The organism is Roseobacter sp. HKCC-CH-9208, from assembly GCF_037805125.1.
Lineage (GTDB): Bacteria > Pseudomonadota > Alphaproteobacteria > Rhodobacterales > Rhodobacteraceae > M30B80.
This window is the reverse complement of record NZ_JBBLYK010000001.1, coordinates 2,121,994-2,145,326: the sequence shown is the minus strand read 5'-3', so window position 1 is coordinate 2,145,326 and position 23,333 is coordinate 2,121,994. Positions and strand designations below refer to the sequence as shown.

28 protein-coding genes, 1 other RNA gene and 1 pseudogene are annotated in these 23,333 nt (G+C 57.5%); 13 read left to right on the top strand and 17 right to left on the bottom strand.

What is annotated here, in order from left to right:
- The first annotated feature begins 59 nt into the window (after positions 1–59).
- Entirely contained in the window at positions 60–725 is a 666-nt protein-coding gene (locus AAC621_RS10815; protein WP_340255487.1) for a pyrimidine 5'-nucleotidase, read from the top strand.
- Here AAC621_RS10815 and AAC621_RS10810 read toward each other — a convergent pair.
- From AAC621_RS10810 to AAC621_RS10775, 8 genes and pseudogenes are all read right to left on the bottom strand, one after another.
- Positions 722–1,501 carry a gamma-glutamyl-gamma-aminobutyrate hydrolase family protein gene (locus AAC621_RS10810; RefSeq protein WP_340255484.1) on the bottom strand — a complete coding sequence of 260 codons (780 nt, stop codon included), beginning with the start codon at positions 1,499–1,501 and terminating at the stop codon, positions 722–724. The genes AAC621_RS10815 and AAC621_RS10810 overlap by 4 nt on opposite strands.
- Positions 1,502–1,620: 119 nt before the next feature.
- Positions 1,621–2,025, bottom strand: a pseudogene (locus AAC621_RS10805) (RidA family protein).
- Positions 2,022–2,441 (bottom strand): GlcG/HbpS family heme-binding protein, encoded by a 420-nt coding sequence (locus tag AAC621_RS10800; protein WP_340242257.1) that lies wholly within the window; start codon positions 2,439–2,441, stop codon positions 2,022–2,024. The pseudogene AAC621_RS10805 and the gene AAC621_RS10800 overlap by 4 nt, the downstream one beginning before the upstream one ends.
- A 63-nt stretch (positions 2,442–2,504) precedes the next feature.
- Entirely contained in the window at positions 2,505–2,666 is a 162-nt protein-coding gene (locus tag AAC621_RS10795) for a hypothetical protein (RefSeq protein WP_340255481.1), read from the bottom strand.
- A gap of 260 nt (positions 2,667–2,926) precedes the next feature.
- Entirely contained in the window at positions 2,927–5,071 is a 2,145-nt protein-coding gene (locus AAC621_RS10790; protein WP_340255478.1) for a malate synthase G, read from the bottom strand.
- A 127-nt stretch (positions 5,072–5,198) separates the two neighbouring features.
- The gene (locus AAC621_RS10785; RefSeq protein WP_340255475.1) at positions 5,199–5,354 is read right to left on the bottom strand and encodes a DUF2256 domain-containing protein; all 156 of its coding nucleotides are present in this window, start codon (positions 5,352–5,354) and stop codon (positions 5,199–5,201) included.
- Positions 5,355–5,372: 18 nt separating this feature from the next.
- The gene (locus AAC621_RS10780; protein WP_340255472.1) at positions 5,373–5,831 is read right to left on the bottom strand and encodes an Lrp/AsnC family transcriptional regulator; all 459 of its coding nucleotides are present in this window, start codon (positions 5,829–5,831) and stop codon (positions 5,373–5,375) included.
- Positions 5,828–6,283, bottom strand: coding sequence for an Lrp/AsnC family transcriptional regulator (locus tag AAC621_RS10775; RefSeq protein ID WP_340242252.1), 456 nt, complete (start codon positions 6,281–6,283; stop codon positions 5,828–5,830). Before AAC621_RS10775 ends, AAC621_RS10780 begins: the two co-directional genes overlap by 4 nt.
- 138 nt (positions 6,284–6,421) lie before the next feature.
- Between AAC621_RS10775 and ilvC the strand changes: the two genes are divergently transcribed.
- Positions 6,422–7,444, top strand: a complete 1,023-nt coding sequence (gene ilvC, locus AAC621_RS10770) for a ketol-acid reductoisomerase (protein WP_317655201.1) — start codon at positions 6,422–6,424, stop codon at positions 7,442–7,444.
- Positions 7,445–7,577: 133 nt separating this feature from the next.
- Positions 7,578–8,492 (top strand): DMT family transporter, encoded by a 915-nt coding sequence (locus AAC621_RS10765; RefSeq protein WP_340256490.1) that lies wholly within the window; start codon positions 7,578–7,580, stop codon positions 8,490–8,492.
- Positions 8,493–8,497: 5 nt separating this feature from the next.
- On the opposite strand, the gene AAC621_RS10760 is transcribed toward AAC621_RS10765, so the two are convergent.
- The 3 genes from AAC621_RS10760 to AAC621_RS10750 form a co-directional block, all read right to left on the bottom strand.
- Entirely contained in the window at positions 8,498–8,956 is a 459-nt protein-coding gene (locus tag AAC621_RS10760) for a CAP domain-containing protein (RefSeq protein WP_340255470.1), read from the bottom strand.
- Positions 8,957–8,974: 18 nt separating this feature from the next.
- Positions 8,975–9,799 carry a histidinol-phosphatase gene (gene hisN / locus AAC621_RS10755; protein ID WP_340255467.1) on the bottom strand — a complete coding sequence of 275 codons (825 nt, stop codon included), beginning with the start codon at positions 9,797–9,799 and terminating at the stop codon, positions 8,975–8,977.
- A 72-nt stretch (positions 9,800–9,871) separates the two neighbouring features.
- Positions 9,872–10,237, bottom strand: a complete 366-nt coding sequence (locus AAC621_RS10750) for a helix-turn-helix domain-containing protein (RefSeq protein ID WP_317655204.1) — start codon at positions 10,235–10,237, stop codon at positions 9,872–9,874.
- A 313-nt stretch (positions 10,238–10,550) separates the two neighbouring features.
- Here AAC621_RS10750 and AAC621_RS10745 point away from each other — a divergent pair, with 313 nt between their 5' ends.
- Together AAC621_RS10745 and AAC621_RS10740 are read left to right on the top strand one after the other, a co-directional pair.
- Positions 10,551–11,522 carry an NADPH:quinone oxidoreductase family protein gene (locus tag AAC621_RS10745; protein ID WP_340256487.1) on the top strand — a complete coding sequence of 324 codons (972 nt, stop codon included), beginning with the start codon at positions 10,551–10,553 and terminating at the stop codon, positions 11,520–11,522.
- A gap of 194 nt (positions 11,523–11,716) precedes the next feature.
- Positions 11,717–12,457 (top strand): Bax inhibitor-1/YccA family protein, encoded by a 741-nt coding sequence (locus AAC621_RS10740; RefSeq protein WP_340255463.1) that lies wholly within the window; start codon positions 11,717–11,719, stop codon positions 12,455–12,457.
- A 132-nt stretch (positions 12,458–12,589) separates the two neighbouring features.
- Here the strand turns inward: AAC621_RS10740 and rpmG are convergent, their stop codons facing one another.
- Positions 12,590–12,757 (bottom strand): 50S ribosomal protein L33, encoded by a 168-nt coding sequence (rpmG, locus tag AAC621_RS10735; RefSeq protein WP_111731977.1) that lies wholly within the window; start codon positions 12,755–12,757, stop codon positions 12,590–12,592.
- A 90-nt stretch (positions 12,758–12,847) separates the two neighbouring features.
- Positions 12,848–14,113, bottom strand: coding sequence for a chromate efflux transporter (gene chrA / locus AAC621_RS10730; RefSeq protein WP_340255460.1), 1,266 nt, complete (start codon positions 14,111–14,113; stop codon positions 12,848–12,850).
- Between the two features lie 167 nt (positions 14,114–14,280).
- Between chrA and gatC the strand changes: the two genes are divergently transcribed.
- From gatC to rnpB, 5 genes are all read left to right on the top strand, one after another.
- Positions 14,281–14,568 (top strand): Asp-tRNA(Asn)/Glu-tRNA(Gln) amidotransferase subunit GatC, encoded by a 288-nt coding sequence (gatC, locus tag AAC621_RS10725; RefSeq protein ID WP_340255457.1) that lies wholly within the window; start codon positions 14,281–14,283, stop codon positions 14,566–14,568.
- Complete coding sequence (gatA, locus tag AAC621_RS10720; protein WP_340255455.1) at positions 14,568–16,052, top strand: Asp-tRNA(Asn)/Glu-tRNA(Gln) amidotransferase subunit GatA; 1,485 nt, start codon at positions 14,568–14,570, stop codon at positions 16,050–16,052. Before gatC ends, gatA begins: the two co-directional genes overlap by 1 nt.
- Positions 16,053–16,067: 15 nt before the next feature.
- Positions 16,068–16,946 carry a hypothetical protein gene (locus AAC621_RS10715; RefSeq protein ID WP_340255452.1) on the top strand — a complete coding sequence of 293 codons (879 nt, stop codon included), beginning with the start codon at positions 16,068–16,070 and terminating at the stop codon, positions 16,944–16,946.
- Entirely contained in the window at positions 16,943–17,635 is a 693-nt protein-coding gene (locus AAC621_RS10710) for an N-acetylmuramoyl-L-alanine amidase (protein ID WP_340255449.1), read from the top strand. Before AAC621_RS10715 ends, AAC621_RS10710 begins: the two co-directional genes overlap by 4 nt.
- Positions 17,636–17,647: 12 nt before the next feature.
- Positions 17,648–18,029: RNase P RNA component class A (gene rnpB / locus AAC621_RS10705), an RNA gene on the top strand.
- A 13-nt stretch (positions 18,030–18,042) separates the two neighbouring features.
- On the opposite strand, the gene AAC621_RS10700 is transcribed toward rnpB, so the two are convergent.
- A complete protein-coding gene (locus AAC621_RS10700; RefSeq protein ID WP_340255446.1) occupies positions 18,043–18,498 on the bottom strand; it encodes a nucleoside deaminase in 456 nt (151 codons plus the stop codon).
- A gap of 63 nt (positions 18,499–18,561) precedes the next feature.
- Here AAC621_RS10700 and AAC621_RS10695 point away from each other — a divergent pair, with 63 nt between their 5' ends.
- Positions 18,562–19,437, top strand: a complete 876-nt coding sequence (locus AAC621_RS10695; protein WP_340255443.1) for a pseudouridine synthase — start codon at positions 18,562–18,564, stop codon at positions 19,435–19,437.
- Here the strand turns inward: AAC621_RS10695 and AAC621_RS10690 are convergent.
- The 3 genes from AAC621_RS10690 to ftsY are packed head-to-tail and all read right to left on the bottom strand — an operon-like array spanning position 19,412 to position 22,219.
- Positions 19,412–20,017 carry an inner membrane-spanning protein YciB gene (locus AAC621_RS10690; protein WP_340255440.1) on the bottom strand — a complete coding sequence of 202 codons (606 nt, stop codon included), beginning with the start codon at positions 20,015–20,017 and terminating at the stop codon, positions 19,412–19,414. The genes AAC621_RS10695 and AAC621_RS10690 overlap by 26 nt on opposite strands.
- A 15-nt stretch (positions 20,018–20,032) precedes the next feature.
- Complete coding sequence (locus tag AAC621_RS10685; protein WP_340255437.1) at positions 20,033–20,935, bottom strand: EamA family transporter; 903 nt, start codon at positions 20,933–20,935, stop codon at positions 20,033–20,035.
- Positions 20,936–20,953: 18 nt separating this feature from the next.
- Positions 20,954–22,219, bottom strand: coding sequence for a signal recognition particle-docking protein FtsY (gene ftsY, locus AAC621_RS10680; protein WP_340255434.1), 1,266 nt, complete (start codon positions 22,217–22,219; stop codon positions 20,954–20,956).
- 490 nt (positions 22,220–22,709) lie between these two features.
- On the opposite strand from ftsY, the gene AAC621_RS10675 reads away from it, so the two are divergent.
- Entirely contained in the window at positions 22,710–22,994 is a 285-nt protein-coding gene (locus AAC621_RS10675) for a hypothetical protein (protein ID WP_340255431.1), read from the top strand.
- Positions 22,946–23,299, top strand: a complete 354-nt coding sequence (locus AAC621_RS10670; protein WP_340255428.1) for a hypothetical protein — start codon at positions 22,946–22,948, stop codon at positions 23,297–23,299. Before AAC621_RS10675 ends, AAC621_RS10670 begins: the two co-directional genes overlap by 49 nt.
- Positions 23,300–23,333: the final 34 nt, after the last annotated feature.

Below are 23,333 nucleotides of genomic sequence, written 5' to 3'. Positions count from 1 at the left end.
AAGCTAAGCAGCCCCGCCCCCCTTGGCAAGCAAAAGCACCTAAGGCTAGTGTAGCGGCCATGAAACACGCAGATTTCCAACATGTCGACACATGGGTGTTCGATCTCGATCACACGCTTTATCCCGCCTCAATGGCGCTGTTTGATCAGATCAATATCCGCATGTCCGCGTTTGTCATGCGCGCCTTGAATGTCGATGCGCAGGAGGCGGATCGTATCCGCCACACCTATTGGCGCGCCCATGGCACAACCCTGGCGGGGCTGATGGCACAGCATAATATCCCGCCCTACCCTTATTTGGACGAGGTGCATGAGATAGATTTCAGCATCCTCAAACCAGATCCGATTTTGGCAGACCGTATCACGCGCCTGAGGGGGCGGCGTATCGTCTACACCAATGGCACCGCTGATTATGCCCGTAATGTTTTGCACCATCGGGGTTTGTCGGGCCTGTTTGACGCGATTTACGGGGTCGAGGACGCCAATTATCGCCCCAAACCAGACCCCGATGCCTTTGCAATGATATTTGGCAAAGACGGGCTCAGCCCAACGCGCGCCGCGATGTTCGAGGATGACCCCCGCAATCTGGCCGTGCCGCATGAATTGGGCCTGCGGACGATCTTGATTGACGAAGAGGGCAGCCATGAGGGCCCAAGTGACCACATCCATCACCAGACCCACGATCTATCATGGTTTTTAGGCCATATCTTGGGTGATCTTGATTAGGCCACATCCGCGACTGGCATGGGCTTGCCATCGGCCTGCCATGCATGGGCCGCGCGGCCAAAGGCCTCGTATAATGGGCGCGAGACAGGGTCTTCTGTGGCGCGATATTCAGGATGCCATTGCACCGAAAGGGTAAACCCCCGCGCGCCTTTGATATAGATGGCCTCGGGCGTGTCATCAGGGGCCCATCCATCAACCACCACATCACGGCCCAAGGTCTTTAACCCCTGACCATGCAGGCTGTTGGTGGTCACCTCGGCGCTGTTATAGAGCCGCTGAAACGGCCCGCCTTGCGTGAAACGCACGACATGGCGCGGTGCGAATTTTTCCTCCAAGGTGCCATCGGGCGGCATGCGGTGGTTCATCCGTCCGGGTAAATCGCGGATTTCGGGGTAAAGACTGCCCCCCATGGCCACGTTCACCTCTTGGAACCCACGGCAAACACCAAGGATAGGCAAGCCCCGCTCGACCGCCGCGCGGATCAGGGGCAATGTCACAGCATCACGGTTGCGATCAAAGGCGCCATGCGCCTCTGTTTCTTCCTCGCCATATTCCTCGGGATGAACATTCGGGCGACCGCCCGTGAACAAAAACCCATCACAAATCTCAAGCAGGTCTTGGTAATTGACGAAATTTGGATTTGCAGGAATGGCCAAGGGCGTGCATTTGGCGACATCCGATACAGCACAACAGTCCATAGCCCCCACTGTATGCGCGGGGTATTGATCATTGATCAGATGAAAATTTCCAATAATTCCAATGACCGGGCGGGCCATGATATCCTCACCTTCAGGCTTTTGGGGACGCCGTTAGGAAAAATCTGTTCCTCAAATCTATAGGCCTTCGCCCAACTCGCCGCAAGAATTTAGCGGGGCTGCTTTCGATAAATTTATCCTCATTTTGAGCCAAGATAGGCTGTCACCTCGATCTCAATCTTCATGCGTGGGTCTTGCAGGCCTGCCACAAACATTGTGGCCGCAGGGCGCACTGCGCCAAGCCATTTTTGCGTGACAGGCCATCACGCGGGCCAAAGGGCGGCATCGTTCACGATGTAATGCACCCGCACCACATCGGAGATTGACGCACCGCCTGCCCGCAGGGCGGTGTCAATGTTGGCAAAGCATTGCTCGGCTTGGGCCGCGATATCGGCATCAATTTGCATGGTGCTGTAATCAAATCCCGTGGTTCCCGACACGAAAATCCAATCACCTTGCACAACTGCCCGACTATATCCGATCTCGGCCTCAAAGGGCGAGCCTGAGGAAATCAGGCGCCGCCCTGATGGGGCATCCGCGCTCATGGTTCTGCGTCAAGCCCTGCTGCGGCAATACCCGCCACAGCCGCATCGCTGTCATTATCGGATGTGTCACCCGTGACCCCAACTGCGCCGATCACAACGCCATCCCGCTTGACCAGAACACCACCGGGCACAGGCACGACACGGCCCCCAAAGGCCCCGTTGACCGCATTGACGAAATAGGCCTGCGCCTCGGCCCGCGCCATTTGCGCCTTGCCGCCCATGCCCAACATCACCGCGCCATAGGCCTTGGCGCGCGCAATCTCAAACCGACCTGGGCTTGCGCCATCCTCGCGCTCAAAGGCTTGAATATTGCCGCCTGCATCGAGAACAACGACCGAAAGGGGCTTTAGCCCCATCTCGCCGCCTTTGGCGCGGGTTGCAGAAATGATTGTGCGTGCCTGATCGAGTGTGATCATCTTGGTCTTGTCCCTCTTGTCTTGATCTTGGGGCCATAGCCCCCGCCGCTTCAGATAGCACGTTCAAACAAAGAGGAAATGGTCTTCTGTCAGCTCTGCCTCAGCCTGACCTGATAAAACGACCGAGCCTAGGCCGTAGTTCAAAATCAAATCCGTTTCTTCGCACGAGAGGCTCAACGCCTCCATCACCGATAGCCCCTCTAGCTGAAAGGCAAGACGATCCATGACTTGCACCCTTCAAACACAGTGTTTGACAGTGACAACGACATTTTCGGGCTTTGTGCAGATGGGCGGAGGGTTAGGTCTGCCGCGCAGAGGTATCACGACCCCTCAAAAGACGCGCGGCGGTCTATCGAAAGTAAAGACACCCGTCTTGTGGCAGGTAAGCCCCCCCTTTTTCGCGCGGGTTCCACGATAAAATAACCCCCGCGCCAGCGATCAGACAGGCACGGGGGGCAGAGATAAACCGATAAAATCGGGTCGCGTTAGGCCGCTTTCCATTCAAGGCGGCGGGCGTGTAAGACTGGCTCAGTATAGCCAGAGGGTTGTACACGGCCCTTGAATACCAGATCACAAGCCGCCGCAAAGGCGATGCCGTTAAACCCGGGCGCCATTGGGCTATAGGCAGGGTCGCCTGCATTTTGGCCATCAACCACCTCGGCCATACGGCGCATGGCGGCCATGACCTGATCCTCGCTGACGACACCATGATGCAGCCAATTCGCGATATGCTGCGCGCTAATGCGGCAGGTGGCGCGGTCTTCCATCAGGCCCACATTGTTAATGTCTGGCACTTTCGAGCAGCCAACACCCTGATCCACCCAACGCACAACATAGCCCAAAATCCCTTGGGCGTTATTGTCCAATTCACGGGTGATCTGGTCTTGCGACCAACGGCGATAGCTGGCCATTGGAATATCCAACAGACCCGTCACATAGGCACGGCGACCACCTGCGGCCAGTTTCTCCTGCACCGCAGCCACATTCACGCGGTGATAATGGGTGGCGTGCAGGGTCGCGGCAGTCGGGCTTGGAACCCAAGCGCAATTTGCGCCCGCGCGCGGATGCTCGATCTTTTGCTCTAGCATCGCGGCCATGGCATCAGGCATGGCCCACATCCCCTTGCCGATCTGCGCGCGACCGCGCAACCCGCATTCCAAACCAATATCCACATTCTGGTTTTCATAGGCGGTGATCCACGATTTGCGCTTGATGAAATCCTTGCGGCTGAATGGCCCTGCCTCCATGGAGGTGTGAATTTCATCGCCCGTGCGATCTAGGAAGCCTGTGTTGATAAAGCACAAGCGATGCTTGGCTGCGCGGATACATTCCTTGAGGTTAACCGAGGTACGGCGCTCTTCATCCATGACACCCAGTTTGACCGTATTTGGTTTCAGACCCAAAACGCCCTCAACATGGGTGAAAATCTCGTCCGCAAAGGCAACTTCCTCAGGCCCGTGCATCTTGGGCTTCACCACATAGACCGACCCTGCATGACTGTTGCGCAGACCATCCGCTTTCTTCAGGTCATGCATAGCGTTCAATGCGGTGATCATCGCATCCATCATGCCCTCGTAAGCGTCGCTGCCATCTTTGAGCAAAATCGCAGGGTTGGTCATCAAATGACCCACGTTGCGCACCAGCATCAAAGCGCGGCCTTTCACGTCAAACGTGCTGCCATCGGGCGCGGTATAGGTTTTATCGGCGGCCAAGCGGCGGGTCATGGTTTGCCCACCCTTCTCAAAGCTTTCCACCAAATCGCCCTGCATCAAACCAAGCCAATTGGAATAGGCCAAAACCTTGTCCTCGGCATCGACACAGGCCACGGAATCTTCGCAATCCATGATAGCCGAAACCGCAGATTCCAAACGGATATCCGCAAGCAAGGCTTGGTCACGGCTGCCAATCGGATGGGCGCGGTCAAAGACCAATTCAACATGCAGGCCATTGTTGCACAGAAGGATGGTATCAGGCGCCTTTGCATTGCCCGTATAGCCCTTGAACTGTGCAGGATCTGCGAGGGGCTTGTCATCCATCATCAACTGCCCCTTATCCACGCTATAGCGGCGGATATCGGCATGGCTTGCCCCCTCAATGGGGAAGCTGTCATCAAGGAAGACCCGCGCGCGCGCCACAACGCGCGATCCACGACCGCGATCATAGCCGCCTTTGGGGGGCAGGCTGCCCATAGCATCCGTGCCATAAAGCGCATCATAGAAACTGCCCCAACGCGCATTGGCCGCGTTCAAGGCAAATCGCGCATTGGTGATGGGCACAACCAATTGTGGGCCTGCCACTGTGGCGATCTCAGGGTCAACGCGATCCGTGTCGATCTGGAAATCTTCCCCCTCAGGCAAGAGATACCCGATCTCACGCAAAAAGGCCTGATAGGCATCGCCATCATGGGGCTGACCACGGCGCGCAATATGCCAATCATCAATCTGACGCTGCAAATCTTCACGCTTTTGCAAAAGGGCGTGGTTTTTATCGGCTTTGCCATGCAAAAGATCAGAGAACCCCGTCCAAAATGCATCAGCGGCCACGCCAGTGCCAACCAAGGCCCGAGTCTCGATGAAATCCGCCAAAACCTGCGCCACTTGCAGGCCTGCACGCTCTACACGTTTGGTCATTTGCGGGGTCTCCTCTCTTCATGCTGCACAAAAGCAGCCCGCGTCCCTTCCCTCGCGTTAGCCAAAAATCAGACGCGAGGCAAGCGATCTGGTAAAATAAACAGACCAATTATCAAGGAAAGGTAAATTACGCTTTGGCCAACTTGCGCGCCGCGCGGCATTTGTCCGAGCAATAGCGCACCTCCTCCCAATCCTTGGCCCATTTGCGCCGCCACACGAAGGGGCGACCACAGGTGGCACAGGTTTTTTGAGGCAGGTCTGATTTGCGTTTCATTTTTGGCATAGCTGAAATTTAGCGCGCTTATCCCAAGGGGCCAGGGCGGCGTTCCTCTGACAACAGCACATTCGCCTCGACATTCCCAACCCCAGGCAGGGTCATGATACGGCGGCGCAGCACACGCTCAAAATCTGGCAGATCGCGGGCAATGATGCGCAGCCTGTAATCATACAGGCCCAGAACATGCTGCACCAACTGCACCTCAGGGATGGCGGTCACCGCGCGCTCGAAATCCTCAAGGCTGACGCGCCCCTTGGTAGCCAATTTCACCCCCAAAAACACTGTCACGCCAAAGCCCAGCTTTTCAGCATCAAGATCAAGACGGCGGGTGGTGATCACACCTGCATCAGTCAGGCGCTTGATGCGCCGCCATGCTGCGGGTTGGCTTAAGCCAAAGCACCGCCCGATCTCGGCGGCCTTTTGCGTGGCGTCCTCCTGCAAAGCGCGCAAAATTTGGCGGTCAATCGGATCAAGATCAATCATAAGGGCAAGCTTTCGCTGTCTTTGATTGCCGCGACATGCATCAGGGCCTCGATATCTGCGATATGCGGCAGGCTTAGAATGCGGTCGCGGTAAATTTCTTGGTAATGCGGCATGGTGCGCGCAATCACCTCAAGGCGCACGTCAACACGGCCTAAGAATGTTTGAATTTCAGTCACCTCTGGCACGGCGCGCGCGGCGGCGATAAATTCATCAAAGGCGCGTGGATCTGTTTTATCCAATGAGATCCGCAACGACACCTGAACCGCATAGCCAAGCGCGCGCCAATCAATAACAGCGCGCGTCCCGCGCAACGCGCCCATCGCCTGCATCCGATCAAGCCGTTTATAGCAGGTCGCCACAGGAACACCCGCCGCTTTGGCCACCCGCGCCACAGGTTGGTCAGGGTCAGACTGCAGATGACGCAAAATGCGGCGGTCCAGATCATCGAGCATGAAATAATCCAAAAATTAATATTCGCGAATGATCTTATCATATAATGATTAAAATAATCAAATATTCATGCACACTTCGAAGCAAACCGCGCTTATACCAACGGCAGATGTAATTTGCAGCCAGCAAGGAGAAAGCCGATGCGCGTCTATTACGATCGCGATTGTGATGTGAACCTAATCAAAGACAAAAAAGTTGCCATCTTAGGCTATGGCAGCCAAGGCCATGCGCATGCGCTCAACCTGCGCGACAGCGGGGCGAAGAATGTGGTTGTGGCCCTGCGCGAGGGCTCCCCTTCTGCGAAGAAGGCCGAGGGCGAAGGCCTCAAGGTTATGGGGATCGCAGAAGCCGCCGCTTGGTGCGACCTGATCATGTTCACCATGCCCGATGAATTGCAGGCTGAAACCTATAAGAAATACGTCCATGACAATCTGCGCGAAGGCGCGGCGATTGCCTTTGCCCATGGCCTGAACGTGCATTTCGGCCTGATCGAGCCTAAGCCCGGCGTTGATGTGATCATGATGGCCCCCAAAGGCCCAGGCCACACAGTGCGCGGCGAATACACCAAAGGCGGCGGCGTGCCTTGCCTTGTGGCCGTTCACAATGACGCAAGCGGCAAAGCCTTGGAAATCGGCTTGTCCTATTGCTCCGCCATTGGCGGTGGCCGTTCGGGCATCATCGAAACCAATTTCAAGGAAGAGTGCGAAACCGACCTCTTCGGTGAACAGGCCGTGTTGTGCGGTGGCTTGGTTGAGTTGATCCGCATGGGCTTTGAGACTTTGGTCGAAGCAGGCTACGCCCCTGAGATGGCATATTTCGAGTGCTTGCACGAGGTAAAGCTGATCGTTGACCTGATCTACGAAGGCGGCATCGCGAATATGAACTATTCGATCTCGAACACGGCCGAATATGGCGAATATGTCTCTGGCCCCCGCATCCTGCCTTACGATGAAACCAAGGCGCGGATGAAAGAGGTTCTGACTGATATTCAGACAGGTAAATTCGTTCGTGACTTCATGACCGAAAACACCGTGGGCCAGCCCTTCTTCAAAGGGACACGCCGCATCAATGACGCACACCAGATCGAAGAAGTGGGCGAAAAACTGCGCGGCATGATGCCTTGGATTTCCGCAGGGAAGATGGTGGACAAAGCGAAGAACTAAGTCGCTTAGCAGCTCAACCGATCAAAGGCCCGTCCGCAAAGACGGGCCTTTTTTCTGTCGCCCCATTGCACATGCCCCCTGAAGGCGGCAGAACCTGCTTTGGCAGGAGCAAAACATCATGACCGAAATCCGTATATCCGACAGCCCCAGTGCCTCTAATTGGGCCTCGATCGCCGCGCTTGGCGTGATCTGGGGCAGCACATTTATGGTCGTCTCCATCGCGCTTGAGGGCTATGGCCCGCTCACTGTTGCGGCTGCGCGCACCACATTGGGGGCGTTGGCCTTGCTTGGATTGATGGTGTCCCTTGGCCGCCCCTTGCCCACCCGCGCCGCATGGCCCTATATTCTGATTATTGGTGCGCTCAATTCCGCGCTGCCCTTCTCACTTCTGTCGTGGGGCCAGCAATATGTGCCTTCGGCCTTTGCAGGTATTTCCATGGCCGCGCTGCCCCTGTTCGTGCTGCCTTTGGCACATGTCTTTAGTGATGAAAAAATGGATCGCCGCCGCGTGATTGGCGTGACTGTGGGCTTTTTAGGCGCACTAACTTTGGTGGGCCCAAACCTTGGCGCGGCGTTTCAAATGGGCACCTCACAAGGATGGGAGGTGTTGGCCCCCCTCGCCTGTTTGGCCGCGACCATTTCCTACGCCGTGTCCTCGGTGATGACCCGCACCTGCCCTGCAGTTGACCCCATCAGCCTTGCGGGAACGACCCTTGCTGTTGGGACAGTTTTGATCCTGCCTGCGATGCTGATCGTTGAAGGTTTGCCGCAATGGCAAGGCCTTCGCTCAGGTGGGGCCATCATCGTGCTTGGCCTCTTTCCCACCGCGCTTGCCGCGCTTTTGCGGGTGTCGGTGATCCGCAGCGCGGGCGCGGTGTTTATGACCTTGGTCAATTATCAAGTGCCGCTGTGGTCGGTGTTCTTTGGCTGGCTGATCCTGTCAGAAGATCTGCCTTTGCGCTTTTTTGTAGCGCTTGGATTAATCTTGTGCGGGGTCGCAATCAGCCAATGGAAAACCGTGATCCGTATCCTCGGCCCACGCGCCTGATCCCCTTAGCAGGGGCGCGCAAGGATCAAAATTTGCTCTGCCCCATTGCGCAAGAAGCCAAACTCACTTGGGCTTGCGGATAGGATCGCTGCGCGGGCGGCGGGATCTGCCAACATTTGATCTACGCCCGTGCGCAAATCGGCCGCATCGCGCGCCACCGCCTCGGCGCTAAAACAGGCAGAATAGCCCGCTTGCGCAATGCGATCCGACAAGGGGGCCAGCCCACCCGAAGCGAGATCAACCGCACGCGCGGCGGCGACACCTTGCAATTTCGGTGAATGGCGCAGCGGAATGGTCAGCCCCGCATCCGCGCGCGCGATGGCTAGATAGGTGCCCACACGCCCAATTTCCGAGGATTGGCGCAGGGAGAGACGACCATCTTGACCAGGCCCGTTTTGCGGCGCGTTTGGCGCGCAGGCCGCAAGGGCCGCAACCACAAGACCAAGCGAAAGAAATTTACGCATGACGCACCCCATAAAAGATCAAGATTGCTCAGACAAAAGCACCAATGCCGCCTGATGTAAATCGCGATTGGCTGCAGCCAAGACCTGCCCGCCCTGATGGGCAGGGCCGCCTTGCCAATTGGTGACAATGCCCCCCGCCGCCTCAATCACGGCAATCGGGGCGGCGATGTCATAGGATTGCAGACCCGCCTCAATCACCAAATCTGCCTGCCCCAAGGCCACCAAACCATAGGCGTAGCAATCCATCCCATAGCGCGTCAAAAGCACCTGATCGCGCACTGCTTCGAAGGCGAGACGCTCGGAGATCGCGCCGATTTCTGGAAAAGTCGAAAAGAGCCGCGCCTCGGCCAAAATTTTGCGCGCGCTTGTCCGCAAGATCATTTCGCCTTGCGGGCCAGTCATGTAATTTTGCCCCAAACCGCCGATAAAACGCTCGCCAATATAAGGTTGGTCAATGACCCCGAAAATTGGGCCTGTCTCATTCAACAGGGCAATCAACACCCCCCAACTGGGTGTGCCCGTCATAAATCCACGCGTGCCGTCAATTGGGTCTAGCACCCATGTCAGGCCCGATTGCCCCGATTTTGCGCCAAATTCCTCGCCCAATATCGCATCTTGCGGGCGGCGTGCCTCGATTAAGGCGCGCATCGCTGCCTCGGTCTCGCGGTCAGCTTCGGTTACGGGATCAAATCCCGCGTTGGCCTTGTTTTCGGTTGAAAGCCCTGCTTGACGAAATCGGGCCAAGGTCGCTTTGCGCGCAGCATCCGCCAGATCATGGGCCAAGGCAATCAGCTCGGCCGCTTCGACATCGGTCACATTGGGCAAATTGCGGGTCGCGGTCATGATGGCATCTCACTGGTGGCAGCAGGGCCTTCTGCCCCGCCCCCGCGCAGTGCCACGCAAAACCGCCCTAGGTCAAGCGGCCGCGTCCGACAGAACCCGCGCCAAATCAAACAAACGGCGGCGCTGATTTTCTGGGATCGCGTAATAAGAGCGGATCAAATCCAACGCTTCCTTATCCGCCAAAAGATCATCGGGTTGATTTGCGGCGGTGGTGTTGGCTTCGTCCAATCCCTCAAAGAAATACTGCACAGGCACGCCAAGCGTTGCCGCAATATCCCAAAGGCGCGAGGCGCTGATGCGGTTCATGCCAGTTTCGTATTTTTGGATCTGTTGGAATTTAATCCCAACATGGGCCGCGAGCTGTTGCTGGGTCATACCCACCATCCAACGGCGATGACGAACGCGCTTGCCGACATGAATGTCTACGGGATGTGTCACTTGGTTACTCCTGCGACTGCGATTGGTGTTTGGCAACAAACGACCGCAAAAGCCAAGCGAGTTCGCAAGACATCACTCAACCCATGCGGCACCGATTGCAAGATAGGGCACAACGAATATCGGTCAAGAAAGGGGAGGGGCAGACCCGATAATTCACGCGCCAAAGCCGGTCACACAACCTGCGTTCGGAGCCCCACGATACCGCATAAGGCGAATTTTTCCTAACGAAAAAGCGCGCGGCGCTTTGACGGCTTGGCGCGATGTCTTAACTGTGCAAGATCAGGGGCTTGGATGATTGGGAAAGGATTTTGCCGTGCAAGCATGGGAGTTGAGCGCCTTTAACACCGCGCCAGAAATCCGTGAACTTCCGATGCCACGCCCTAACAAAGGCGAGATCAGGGTACGCATTGCGGCCTGTGGTCTGAACTTTGCCGATCTGCTTATGATTGAGGGAAAATACCAAGACACCCCGACCCCGCCCTTCGTAATGGGGTTGGAATTGGCAGGCGTGGTGGATGCGCTTGGGGGTGGGGTGACAACCCACGCGGTGGGGGATCCTGTGGCCGTTTATGCGGGCCAACGCGGTTTGGCAGAATATGGATGCTTTCCCGCACAGCGCGCCCTGCGCCTGCCAGATCACATGCCCTTGACCGAGGCCGCAGGATTTTTGATCGCCTATGGCACCTCGCATCTGGCATTGACGCGGCGTGCGCGTCTGGCTGCGGGGGAAACCCTTGCCGTGTTAGGTGCAGCAGGTGGGGTCGGCCTGACCGCGGTGGAAATCGGCGCAAGCCTTGGGGCCAAGGTCATCGCGGTGGCACGCGGGCAAGCCAAGCTTGAAATTGCCAAACGCGCTGGCGCGGATCATGTGATTGACGCAGACACCCCCGATCTGCGCGACCAATTGCGCGCCCTTGGCGGTGTTGATGTGCTTTATGATGCGGTTGGCGGCGCGGGATTTGAGGCCGGATTTAGCGCTATGCGGCCCGAAGGGCGGATTTTAAGCATCGGCTTTGCCAGCGGTACCGTTCCGCAAATCCCCGCCAATCATCTGCTTGTCAAAAATCTTGATGTGATGGGCCTGTATTGGGGCGGATATCTGCGCTTTAATCCAGAGGCCTTGCAACACTCCCTTGAGCAGGTTTTTGGCCTTTACACAAAAGGCGGCCTCAAGCCTCATATTGGTGCACTTTACCCGTTTGACGCCCTGCCTGCAGCCCTTGACGCGCTTAGATCGCGCAAATCCACGGGCAAAGTGGTGATCGAAATCGCAAAGACGCTTTGATACCTATCACAGGCTTACGCGATAGGAAAAAACTATCAAACCTTTGAGTGTGTTTTGCATAGCTTTCACTTGAAAAAATAGCCCTTCTTGCCAATATTAACGCCAAGGACGGGCGGCAGAGTGCCGCCTGCGACCCCAAGGGTCGGCTTTGCCACCCTTTTTGATCGTCACAGCCATCTCTGTAGGAGGGATCAATGGCACCATATCAAACGATGCGCTCGGCGGCGGCCTCGGCCAATGCAGCGCAAATTGATCAGGGCTTGCGCGCCCATATGAACAAGGTCTACGGCACCATGTCCGTAGGCATGGTCATGACCGCAGGCGCTGCTTGGGCAATCGGCAGCAACCCTGCGCTGAACGCCCTGTTCCGCGACCCGATCACGATGCAGCCCAATATCCTTGGCTGGATTGCCATGTTCGCGCCGCTGATCATGGTCTTTGCCTTTGGCGCGGCGGTGAACCGTTTGTCTGCCGCAGCAGCACAGTTGTTCTTCTATGCCTTCGCTGCCGTGATGGGTATCTCCATTTCGTGGATCTTTGCTGTGTTCACAGGCGTGTCCATTACACAGACCTTCCTGACCACCGCCATCGCCTTTGCGGGGCTTAGCCTTTATGGCTATACCACCAAAAAGGATCTCAGCGGCTGGGGCACATTCTTGATGATGGGCGTGATCGGCCTGATTGTGGCCTCGATCATCAATATTTTCTTGGGCTCACCCGCGATCTATTTCGCGATCACCATCTTGGGCGTGCTGATCTTCGCAGGTCTGACTGCCTATGACACCCAGTCCATCAAACAAGAATATATCGACCATGCCGTGCATGGCGATCAGGAATGGCTGAACAAATCCGCGATTATGGGGGCGTTGCGCCTCTATCTCGACTTTATCAATATGTTCATGTTCCTGCTGCAATTCTTGGGCAATCGCGAATAAGCCTGCGGGGCACATATCCAAAAATGAAGGGCCGCATGAACAGTGCGGCCCTTTGTCATTGCTGTATCACGCCAATAAAAAAGCCGCGCAATCAGGCGCGGCTTTTTTATGTATATCCGAGACAGGCAGATTTTATTTGATCTTACCTTCTTTGTATTCGACATGCTTGCGCACGACTGGGTCGTATTTGCGCGCTGTCATTTTCTCGGTCATTGTGCGTGCGTTTTTCTTGGTCACATAGAAGTGGCCCGTGCCCGCCGTGGAGTTCAGGCGGATTTTAATCGTTGTCGGCTTCGCCATGGCGTTGCTCCTTGAACGGCGTTGATCGGCGCGAGAATCCGCGCGCGAGGTAATTATGTTTGGGCGCTTTTACTGACAGGGCGGCAGGTGTCAACCGAAAAACGGGGAAATAAGCGCGCCCGCCCCCGCTATAATCACCAGAACGCGGATCAGGCCCATCTTCTGCCACAGCAGTAAGGTTGCCGCGAGAAGGGTCAAGATCACGGCGGCCAAATCAAGGCTCGCCCAATCAGGCAACCACAGCCTGCTGTCGCGCGTGACCGTTTCGAACCAAACATGCAGTGCGAACCACACAGACAAATTGGCAATAACCCCAACAACCGCTGCCATAACCCCGTCAAGCGCGGCCTGTAGCTTGGGCCATGCGACCAAGCGATCCACTTGTGGCGCGAATAGGAATATCCACAAGAAGCAGGGTATGAACGTCACCCAAAGGGTCAAAAGCGCGGCAGTGACCGCGCCTGCCCACCCATAGGCGCCAAACCCCGCAAGGAAGCCCACAAATTGCGTCACCAATATCAGCGGCCCGGGCGTGGTTTCAGCCAAGCCCAAAGCATCCATCATCTGCCCTGTGGTGAGCCATCCAAAATCCCCGACAACTTGCTGCACCATATAGGCCAAGACCGCGTAAGCCCCGCCAAAGGTCACAAGCGCCAGTTTAGAGAAGAAAAGCCCAACCTCCAACAAGAGCCCCTCAGGCGCTATCAGGTATAAAAGCCCCAAGGGCGCGGCCCACAACCCGCCCCAAAGCGCCAGATGGGCAAGGCTGTTGGACGGGCGCCCTTGCGGCAGGTCTGCCGCCGCCGCAATAGGCGTGATCCAACCCAAATAGCCAGTCAGCGCCGCCCCTGCGATCACCAAAGGAAAGGGCAGATCAAATACGAACAGTGCCGTAAATGCCAGTCCCGCAATCCACACGGCAACGCCCCCATTTAAGGCGCGTTTTGACAGGTTCAAAAAGGCTTGGATGACGATCACAATCACCGCTGCCTTGATGCCCAAGAACAGCGCCGCCATAAGCGGCAGCTGACCAAAGCCCACATAAAGCGCGCTTAAGGCCATGATGACCAAAGCACCTGGTAAGACGAAAAGCCCCCCACCGATCAAGCCACCCAAAGTGCCGCGCAAGCGCCACCCTGCATAAGTGGCCAGTTGCATGGCCTCTGGCCCGGGCAAAAGCATGGTGAAGGACAGTGCCGCCAGAAATTGTCGTTCGCTCAACCAATTGCGCTGCTCGACCAATTCACGATGCATCAGGGCAATTTGCGCGGCAGGCCCGCCAAAGGACAAAACTCCAATGCGCGCAAAAACCGCGAAAAGCGCGCTCAGACTGGGGGGGTGTTGATTTTCGTTCATGCTGGCGCACCTATACTACTGATCACGGCTATGGCGTGACACTGTGACAGGCAGATGACGACCCGCCAAGTGTTCGGTTTACCTAACGGGTTTTCTACGCGTGGCCGCTTGCAGTGCTGCCCCTGCCCCGCTAAACCCGCGCCTGACAGAACAGAAGGGATATTACGATGTCAATTGACACCGACACCGCAGCCCGCGTGGCGAAACTTGCCCGCATCGAGGTTGACCCTGCCGAATTGCCAAGCCTAGCGTCCGAATTCAACGCGATCTTGGGCTTTATTGAGCAACTCTCAGAACTGGATGTCAGCGATGTTGAGCCGATGACATCGGTCACGCCACAGCGCCTGAAGGCGCGTGTAGATGAGGTGACGGATGGCTATCAACAATCCAAGGTTTTGTCGAACGCGCCTGATGCGCGCGAAGGATTTTTTGCCGTGCCAAAGGTGGTTGAGTGATGTCTGATCTGAACAAATTGACCATTGCCGAGGCGCGCGATGCCCTGCGCCGTGGCGAGACCACAGCAGTTGAATTGACCAATGCCTGCCTTAGCGCGATTGAGGGCAGCAGCGCGCTTGGCGCCTTTGTCCATAACACCCCCGATCTTGCGCTTGCCCGCGCCGAGGCCGCAGATCAGTGGATCAAATCGGGCGATGCGCCCGCCCTTTGCGGCATTCCTATTGGGATCAAAGACCTGTTCTGCACCGAAGGGATCGAGAGCCAAGCCGCGTCAAAAATTCTGTCAGGCTTTCGGCCTGAATATGAATCGACCGTCTCAGCGCAATTGCGCGATGCAGGCGCGGTCATGTTGGGCAAACTCAATATGGATGAGTTTGCCATGGGGTCGTCCAACGAAACCTCTGTTTACGGGCCAGCGGTCAACCCATGGCGCGCAAAGGGCAGCGATCAAAACCTGACGCCCGGTGGGTCTTCTGGGGGATCGGCCGCCGCGGTTGCGGCTGACCTCTGCCTTGGGGCCACTGGTACGGATACGGGCGGGTCAATCCGCCAACCTGCCGCCTTCACGGGCACAGTAGGTCTGAAACCCACCTATGGGCGCTGCTCGCGGTGGGGGATTGTCGCCTTTGCCTCTAGCCTTGATCAAGCAGGGCCAATGACCAAAACGGTACGGGACGCCGCAATCATGGGGGCCGCGATGATGGGGCATGACCCCAAAGACAGCACATCCGCCGATCTACCCGTTCCCGATTTCGAGGCGCTTCTGACGGGTGACATTCGAGGCAAAACCATCGGCATCCCGCGCGAATATCGGGTCGATGGGATGCCCGAAGAGATTGAGAAACTTTGGGCCGATGGCGCTGCGATGCTGAAAGATTCAGGTGCGGAGCTGCACGACATCTCGCTGCCGCATACAAAATACGCCCTGCCCGCCTATTACGTGATCGCACCAGCCGAGGCCTCATCAAACCTTGCGCGCTATGATGGGGTGCGCTTTGGCTATCGCGCGGAACTGTCCCAAGGGGACGGCATTACAGAACTCTACGAGAAAACCCGCGCCGAAGGCTTTGGCGCCGAGGTAAAGCGGCGGATCATGATCGGCACCTATGTGCTATCAGCAGGGTTTTACGATGCCTATTACAACCGCGCGCGCCGTGTGCGCAGCCTGATCAAACGCGATTTTGACGAGGTATTTGCCGCAGGCGTTGATGCAATCCTCACACCCGCCACACCATCGGCGGCGTTTGAGTTGGGGAAAGAGGTGGCTGACCCTGTTGAGATGTATCTCAACGATGTGTTCACAGTCACCGTGAACCTTGCGGGCCTGCCAGGTGTGGCCCTGCCCACAGGTTTGAGCAGTGCGGGCCTGCCCTTGGGTCTGCAATTGATCGGCCGCCCCTTTGAAGAGGGTGATTTGCTCAACACCGCCTACGCGCTGGAAACTGCGGCGGGATTTGTAGCCAAACCCAATAAATGGTGGTAAGCTTTCTGCATAAATATGCAAAAAGCTTATGAGGCAGTGATGGGGTTTAAGGTCGGGCATTCCGCAAATTTGCGGGACAAGCTGCGCGTGGGGGCATTGCTTGTGGCCGTAGGAATTGGGGGGAGTGGATGCGTCTCTGCCCCCAATGATGTCGCCCAAGGGGTTGGGTTCAACGATTATCAAAGCTATCTCGCCGCCGAGGCTGCACGGCGCGAGGCCTTGCGCACACCGCCACAGGCAATCACCGCGCCGCAAACGGCGCCGATCGTGGCCAATGCTGCCACACCCGCAGCACCCGTTTTGACGCAAGATCAAATTTTAGCGGCCCGCGCCCGCGCGGCCATTGAGGCCGCCGCGCCACAGGCGGTCTCACAACAGGGCGCGCGCGCTATCGCCGCCCCCGCGCCTAAGGCATCCACGCCACCTGTCGCTGTGACAACCATTGCCTCTGCAGCACCCGTATCTGCACCCCCGACATCTACAACACCCCGTGGGATTTCTGACGAACAGGATTTCAACGCGGTGTCCGCACGTGAGACGATTGAATCAGACGCCGAACGACGCGCACGGATGCAGCAACAATTGGTAGTGGTGGCACCTGAACCCGTGCCTGAGCGCCCCCAAACGGTTGGCCCATCGGTGTTGAATTACGCCTTGGCAACGAGCCATCCGATGGGGCAACGGGTTTATGCCCGTTCCCCCTTGGGTCGGGGACGACATGCGGAAAACTGTGCGGCCTATCGCAGGGATGATCTCGCGCAAGAAGATTTCTTAGCGCGCGGCGGGCCCAATCACGACCCAATTGTGCTTGACCCTGATGGGAATGGCTATGCCTGCGGATGGGATCCTGCACCCTATCGCGCGGCGGCCCAAGCCGCGCGTGCGACCCAATGAGCCTGCCTCGCCAAAGCCCGAATTTCGGGCCAAGGCGCGAGGGGGCAACCCCCTCTTTGATCGTGATCCATTATACCGCGATGGAGGATTACGAGGGGGCAGCGCGCGCGCTCTGCGACCCATCCCGCGAGGTTTCGGCGCATTATCTTATTGGGCGTGATGGCGCATGCCACGCTTTGGTGGATGAGGCGATGCGGGCATGGCATGCGGGCGCAGGGGCTTGGCGCGGGATCGTGGACGTAAATTCCCACTCTATCGGAATTGAATTGGACAATTGCGGATTTAGCCCGTTTTCCGAACCACAAATGGCCTGCCTCGGTGATCTGCTGCTCGGGATCATGGCCCGTTGGGATATTCCGCCCGAAGGCGTTATCGGCCATTCTGATCTGGCTGCAGGGCGCAAGATTGACCCAGGCCCACGATTTGATTGGGCACGGCTTGCGCATGAAGGCCTAGCCGTTATGCCAAAGGCGCGCGGGGCTTTGGCGATAGACCCGCAGCGCTTTATGAATGATTGCGCGCAAATTGGGTATCATGTGGATGATCTCGACCTCATGCGCGACACGCTGCGGCGCAGGTATCGCCCCTATGCTTTGGCAAAGGCCGCCCCGCTTGACGGATGGGATTGCGCGATTGCGGCTGATTTGGCGGCGCGCTTTGGCGTTGACCGCGCGGGCCGCGTCACCTAAAGCGCCTCTTGCGCGGAGGGCTGGATGACTGCGGGCAGCAATGTTCGAGGAAAGTCCGGACTCCAAGAGGCAACGGTGCTAGGTAACGCCTAGGCAGAGCAATCTGACGGAAAGCGCCACAGAAATGAAACTACCCAAGACTTCGGCCTTGGGAAAAGGTGAAACGGTGGGGTAAGAGCCCACCGCGCGCGTGGTGACACGGGCGGCACGGCAAGCCCCACCGGGAGCAATGCCAAATAGGGATCGTTGGAAAGGGCAACCTTTCAGGGCCGCTTCTGCCCCGTGCGATCCGGGTTGGCAGCTAGAGTGATCTGGCAACAGATCGCCCAGAGGAATGGTCATCCATGCCCCGCAAGGGGCAGGACAGAATCCGGCTTATAGGCCCTCCGCGCATATTCTGTCGGCCATCACCCGTCTCGCTTGGCTGCGAAGAACGCGCGCAAGAGTGCGGCTGCCTCATTCTCCATCATGCCAGAATATATCTCAGGCCTCCAATGCGATTGGGGGTGATCAAAGACACATGGCCCCTGCGCCACGCCGCCCGATTTCGGATCAGAAGCCGCATAATAAAGACGCGACAGGCGCGCTGCGGCAATGGCCCCTGCACAGGCAGGGCAAGGCTCAAGACTGACCCAAATATCGCAGCCTGTAAGGCGTTCCTGCCCCAATGCGGCACAAGCGGCACGAATGGCGAGCATCTCGGCATGGGCGGTCGGGTCATGACGCGCGCGCATCTCGTTGCGGGCTTCGGCGATTACCGCGCCATCCTTGATGATCACGGCACCAACAGGCACCTCCCCCTGCAAGGCGGCCTGTCGCGCCAGATCAAGCGCGCGGGGCATATGGCTGTGAAATTCGTTCATATTCCCTTAATGCCTCAGTTTCTGCCTCTTTCCAAGCAGAAGCCAAACCCTTAGGGAGGGCACATGAACACAAGCACACCACAGGGCGAGCGGATCGCCAAACGCCTGTCCCGCGCAGGGATTGCCTCGCGCCGCGAGGCGGAGCGGATGATTGCCGAGGGTCGCGTCAGCGTGAATGGCAAAGTCATCGACAGCCCTGCCCTGAATGTGACCGCGCAAGATCGCATTGAGGTGGACAACGCCCCCCTGCCCGAGATCGCCGCCCCGCGCCTGTGGCTCCATCACAAACCTGCGGGGCTGATCACAAGCGCCGCGGATGAAAAGGGGCGCAAGACCGTCTTTGACGCTTTGCCAGACACGCTGCCTCGGGTGATGTCCGTGGGGCGGCTCGACCTGAATTCCGAAGGTCTGCTTTTATTGACGAATGATGGCGGCCTTAAGCGCAAACTTGAATTGCCTTCCACTGGGTGGCTTCGCAAATATCGCGTGCGCATTAAGGGAAAACCAAATGACGAGGCCTTTGCCCCTCTGCGCAAGGGCCTGAGCATCGAGGGCGAGACATTTCAACCCATGAGCGTCTCACTGGATCGCCAACAAGGGGCCAATGCATGGCTCACCATTGGCCTGCGCGAGGGAAAGAACCGCGAAATTCGCCGTGCGATGGAGGCGATTGGTTTTGAAGTGAACCGGCTGATCCGCATCTCTTACGGCCCGTTTCGCTTGGGCGAACTCAAAGCGGGCGAGGTTGAAGAGATCAAACCGCGCGTCTTGGCGGATCAACTCGGCCTAGAAGTGCGGGTTGAGGGGCACGCGAAGGCCAAAACTGGCCCCAAAACGGGAAAGCTGCGCAAAGCGCCGCCCAAAAAATCTGCGCCCCCCACGCGCGATGGTGGGACGGCCAAACGGGGCGGGTTTAAGCCTCGTCCGAAGGCTCGCTGAAGCGCTCAATCACCTTTGCCTGCGCCATAAAGGCCACGAACAAAAAGGCGGGCAGCGCGAAGGTTTCAAAGGTTACCCAAAACTGTTCCGAAAAATTGCGCCAGACGACCTCATTGGCAACAGCCATTGCGGCGAAAACGGCTGTCAAACGGCGGGTGATGATCATCCAACCTTCATCCCGCATCTTGAGAAATTCACCCATCAACAACTTCAGCCAGCTTTGCCCGCGCAGAAGGCCAATCCCCAACAAGGCCGCAAAAACTGCGTAAACAAGCGTGGTTTTCATCTTGAAAAACCGCTCGTCATTGAACCAGATGGTCAGCCCCCCAAAGAACACGACCATAACCAATGTGAAAATCTGCATGCGCGAGATATGCCCTGTCAGATACCAAAGGGCCGCGATTGCCGCGCCAATCACAGGGATGAACAGCGCGGTCGCCATGATGAAGCCTGAATACTCCACCCCCGCAATGGTGAAGGTCTGATCTTTGATCCACAGATACAGCACGAAAAACCCCAGAACAGGCCCAAGCTCTAGCGTGGTTTTTAACCATGGCGCGATGGGTTTTCCGTTTTGCATGGGTCTGTTCCTTTTCTAGCCTGCTGCCTCAACTATCACCGCGCCCGCTGCAATCAACCCCATAAGGGCCAAACGCCGCGGGCCAACGGTTTCCTTGAGGAAAATCCAACCAATCAGCGCGGCAAACACGGTGGATGTCTCGCGCAGCACAGCCGCCTCGCCCACATGATCAAGGCGCGTGGCCAACATGACCGACCCGAAAGACCCGAATGCCACCAAGGCCCCGATGACCCCGCGCAAAGCCAAACCTGAGAGCGCAGGCGGGTTTTCCATACGCCGCCACGCGACATAGGCAAAACCAGGCATGGCAAAGCCATCAATAAAGAAAAACCATGCCAGAAAGGTAAAAGGGTCGGCGGTGGCGCGAATGCCGTAGGCATCATAATTGGTGTAAAGCGCCACAAATAACCCTGTCAGCACTGCAAATCCCAAGGCGGGGATCAGCGTTTCGCGATCAATCGTCACCGTGGCGATATTATGGGCGGCAAGCCCATAAAGCCCCGTGATCAAAACGCCCACCCCGATCCATTGGCCAAGGGTAAAGACCTCGCCAAACAAGATGCCCGCTCCGATCACAGTAAAGAGCGGGCCTGTGCCACGCATCACGGGATAAACCACCGTATAGGCCCCACGCCGATAGGCCGACAACACCGCCCATTTATAGCCTGCATGGATGATGAACATGCCCGCAAAAATAGGCCACATACGCGGCTCGGGCCATGGCACGATGAACAGGGCAACAGGCCCTGCCACAACTACCATCGCCGCATCAATCGCACCGCGTGACAACAGGGGGTCATGCCGCCCCTTTTGCAACGCGCCAAATATCGCATGCAGCAGCGCCGCGCATAAGGCCAAGATCAGCGCCAATTGTTCGCCCGCCGCCGTGCCCTCAAGGGCGATGATCAGATCCCCCAAGGGCGACCCTCCATCCTGTTACGCATTGCTCTCCAACCCCATAAGAGCGTTTGCAAATTCTTCGGGATCAAAGGGGGCAAGGTCGTCAATCTGCTCTCCCAAACCAATGGCGTGAATAGGCAGGCCAAATCTATCGGCCAATGCCACAAGAATACCGCCCTTGGCTGTGCCATCAAGCTTGGTCATGATAAGCCCGCTGACATCTGATATCTTACGGAATTCTTCGACCTGTCTGAGCGCGTTTTGGCCCGTGGTCGCATCAAGAACCAACAGCGTGTTATGCGGCGCATCAGGGTCTTTTTTGCGGATCACTCGCACGATTTTAGCCAATTCTTCCATCAAATCCGCGCGGTTCTGCAACCGCCCCGCCGTATCAATAAGCAGCAAATCGGCCGCGTCGGCTTCGGCCCGCGCCATTGCATCAAAGGCCAAGGCCGCTGGATCGCCCCCCGTTTCGGCACGCAGCACAGGCACGCCCGCGCGATTGCCCCAAATCTCCAACTGCTCAACCGCTGCCGCACGAAATGTATCGCAGGCGGCAATTACAACGGATTTTCCCGCAGCTTTGAATTGACTGGCCAATTTACCAATCGTTGTCGTCTTGCCAGACCCGTTCACACCAACCACCAACACCACCTGCGGCCGTTTGGGGTAAATCGGCATCGGCTTGGCCACAGCTTCCATAACGCGGGCCACATCGCGGGCAAGCGCCGCTTTGATCTCGGCCACGCTCATGCGGCGGCCAAAATGTTCGGAGGCCAGATTTGACGAAAGCGCAAGGGCGGTTTCCACCCCCAAATCTGCGCTGATGAGGATTTCTTCCAATTCCTCGATCATCTCATCATCAATCACGCGCTTGGCAACGGGTGCAGCGCCCCCTCCCACCAAGCGGCGCAACAGGCTTGGCTTCGCTGCAGGCGCCGGTTCGGGCGCAGGTTTAGGTGCTTTCGCCGTCTCTGCCTGCGCGCCCTCAGTGGCGGTGCGGGCTATTGGTTGCGGCTGCGGTTCTTCCACCGCGGCAGGTTCTGCAGCATCCTCAGGGTCACCCTCAGGGTCTTGGCTTTGCTCTGGCTCTGGCTCGACTTGTGGTTCAGGTTCTAGCGCAGGTTCTGGCTCTGCTGCCTTCTGCCCCTCACTTATGCGCTCGGCTGCTTCGGCAGTTTCTTCGACTATCTCAGGGGCCATATCGTCAGTAGCGCCTTCGGCCACCAAAGCCTCTAACCCTTCGTCAATCTTGGACGAAGACTTAAAGAGCCGCTCTTTCATTTTCTTGAAAAATGACATTCGCTCAAAAACCGCCTTTTACCTTAACTCCCTTCCCCTAATACGCCGCGCGGGGCATTGCAAAGGCTTTGCACTGATTGGCCCGTGCCGGTAAGTTTTCAGCACTTGATTTGGCCAGATCACAGACGGGGTTTTGCGGGAATGAAACTTCCGCCCATTGTTCTATTCGCAGGCGCAACGCTGCTGCCTTTTGGGCTATTGTGGCTTGAGGTTTTCGCACGAGGCCCATTTGGGCTGTTTGCGCTGATTGTGCTGACTGTGGTGGCGGGTCTGGTTGACCATCTCAGTCCGCAGCTCTCCCGCCCACGCGGCGTATCTGCAGGCCCCAACCGACATAGGGCACTGGCCCTGCAATGGATTTTGGGGATCGGTCATATTGCTCTCATCCTTGCCCTGCCTTTTGTGGTGCAACGGGGGGGGTGCGCCCCTCATCTTCACGCTCGCGTTTGCATCATTTGCAGGACAGATCACGCACCCCAATGCGCATGAATTGATCCACCACCCCAGCCGTGCCGCACGGCGCTTCGGGCATGGTCTTTGTGCAAGCCTTGGGATGGGGCATCACGCCTCGGCCCATTTGTTGATCCATCACCCTTATGTTGCAACCGCGCGCGACCCAAATAGCCCCGTGCTTGGGGTTGGGTTTTGGGCTTATCTTCCGCGGGCATGGTGGGGCTCCTTTCATGGGGCGCTTGCCCGCGAGACTGTGCGCCGTGGCGGTGTCACATGGGCGCATATCTGTGGGTGGCCGCCCTCTTCCATATCCAAGCGATGATATCCGATTACATCCAACATTACGGGCTGCGCCGCGCCATTGGCGCAGATGGCCGCCCCGCGCCGCAATCTGCGCAAGACAGCTGGAACGCACCGCGCCACTTTAGCACCAAAATGCTCTTGGCCGCGCCGCTGCATTCAGACTACCACCTCAATCCGACCCGCAGCTATGTGGAACTGAGCTATGCTCCAGATCACCCGTGCCTGCCCTACAGCCTTCCTGTCATGGCCGCCTTGGCAACGGTGCCGCCGCTGTGGCGGCGGGTGATGGATCCGCGTGCAGCACGATGGGCCGCGCGAAAATGACGCTTGGACGCGCGGCAGGGTGCGGCCTATTTAA

Coding starts and splice junctions, on each gene's coding strand:
- AAC621_RS10815 (WP_340255487.1), top strand. CDS start 60: ATGAAACACGCAGATTTCCAACATGTCGACACATGGGTGTTCGATCTC.
- AAC621_RS10810 (WP_340255484.1), bottom strand. CDS start 1,501: ATGGCCCGCCCGGTCATTGGAATTATTGGAAATTTTCATCTGATCAAT.
- AAC621_RS10800 (WP_340242257.1), bottom strand. CDS start 2,441: ATGATCACACTCGATCAGGCACGCACAATCATTTCTGCAACCCGCGCC.
- AAC621_RS10795 (WP_340255481.1), bottom strand. CDS start 2,666: ATGGATCGTCTTGCCTTTCAGCTAGAGGGGCTATCGGTGATGGAGGCG.
- AAC621_RS10790 (WP_340255478.1), bottom strand. CDS start 5,071: ATGACCAAACGTGTAGAGCGTGCAGGCCTGCAAGTGGCGCAGGTTTTG.
- AAC621_RS10785 (WP_340255475.1), bottom strand. CDS start 5,354: ATGCCAAAAATGAAACGCAAATCAGACCTGCCTCAAAAAACCTGTGCC.
- AAC621_RS10780 (WP_340255472.1), bottom strand. CDS start 5,831: ATGATTGATCTTGATCCGATTGACCGCCAAATTTTGCGCGCTTTGCAG.
- AAC621_RS10775 (WP_340242252.1), bottom strand. CDS start 6,283: ATGCTCGATGATCTGGACCGCCGCATTTTGCGTCATCTGCAGTCTGAC.
- ilvC (WP_317655201.1), top strand. CDS start 6,422: ATGCGCGTCTATTACGATCGCGATTGTGATGTGAACCTAATCAAAGAC.
- AAC621_RS10760 (WP_340255470.1), bottom strand. CDS start 8,956: ATGCGTAAATTTCTTTCGCTTGGTCTTGTGGTTGCGGCCCTTGCGGCC.
- hisN (WP_340255467.1), bottom strand. CDS start 9,799: ATGACCGCGACCCGCAATTTGCCCAATGTGACCGATGTCGAAGCGGCC.
- AAC621_RS10740 (WP_340255463.1), top strand. CDS start 11,717: ATGGCACCATATCAAACGATGCGCTCGGCGGCGGCCTCGGCCAATGCA.
- rpmG (WP_111731977.1), bottom strand. CDS start 12,757: ATGGCGAAGCCGACAACGATTAAAATCCGCCTGAACTCCACGGCGGGC.
- chrA (WP_340255460.1), bottom strand. CDS start 14,113: ATGAACGAAAATCAACACCCCCCCAGTCTGAGCGCGCTTTTCGCGGTT.
- gatC (WP_340255457.1), top strand. CDS start 14,281: ATGTCAATTGACACCGACACCGCAGCCCGCGTGGCGAAACTTGCCCGC.
- gatA (WP_340255455.1), top strand. CDS start 14,568: ATGTCTGATCTGAACAAATTGACCATTGCCGAGGCGCGCGATGCCCTG.
- AAC621_RS10715 (WP_340255452.1), top strand. CDS start 16,068: ATGCAAAAAGCTTATGAGGCAGTGATGGGGTTTAAGGTCGGGCATTCC.
- AAC621_RS10710 (WP_340255449.1), top strand. CDS start 16,943: ATGAGCCTGCCTCGCCAAAGCCCGAATTTCGGGCCAAGGCGCGAGGGG.
- AAC621_RS10700 (WP_340255446.1), bottom strand. CDS start 18,498: ATGAACGAATTTCACAGCCATATGCCCCGCGCGCTTGATCTGGCGCGA.
- AAC621_RS10695 (WP_340255443.1), top strand. CDS start 18,562: ATGAACACAAGCACACCACAGGGCGAGCGGATCGCCAAACGCCTGTCC.
- AAC621_RS10690 (WP_340255440.1), bottom strand. CDS start 20,017: ATGCAAAACGGAAAACCCATCGCGCCATGGTTAAAAACCACGCTAGAG.
- ftsY (WP_340255434.1), bottom strand. CDS start 22,219: ATGTCATTTTTCAAGAAAATGAAAGAGCGGCTCTTTAAGTCTTCGTCC.
- AAC621_RS10670 (WP_340255428.1), top strand. CDS start 22,946: ATGGGCGCATATCTGTGGGTGGCCGCCCTCTTCCATATCCAAGCGATG.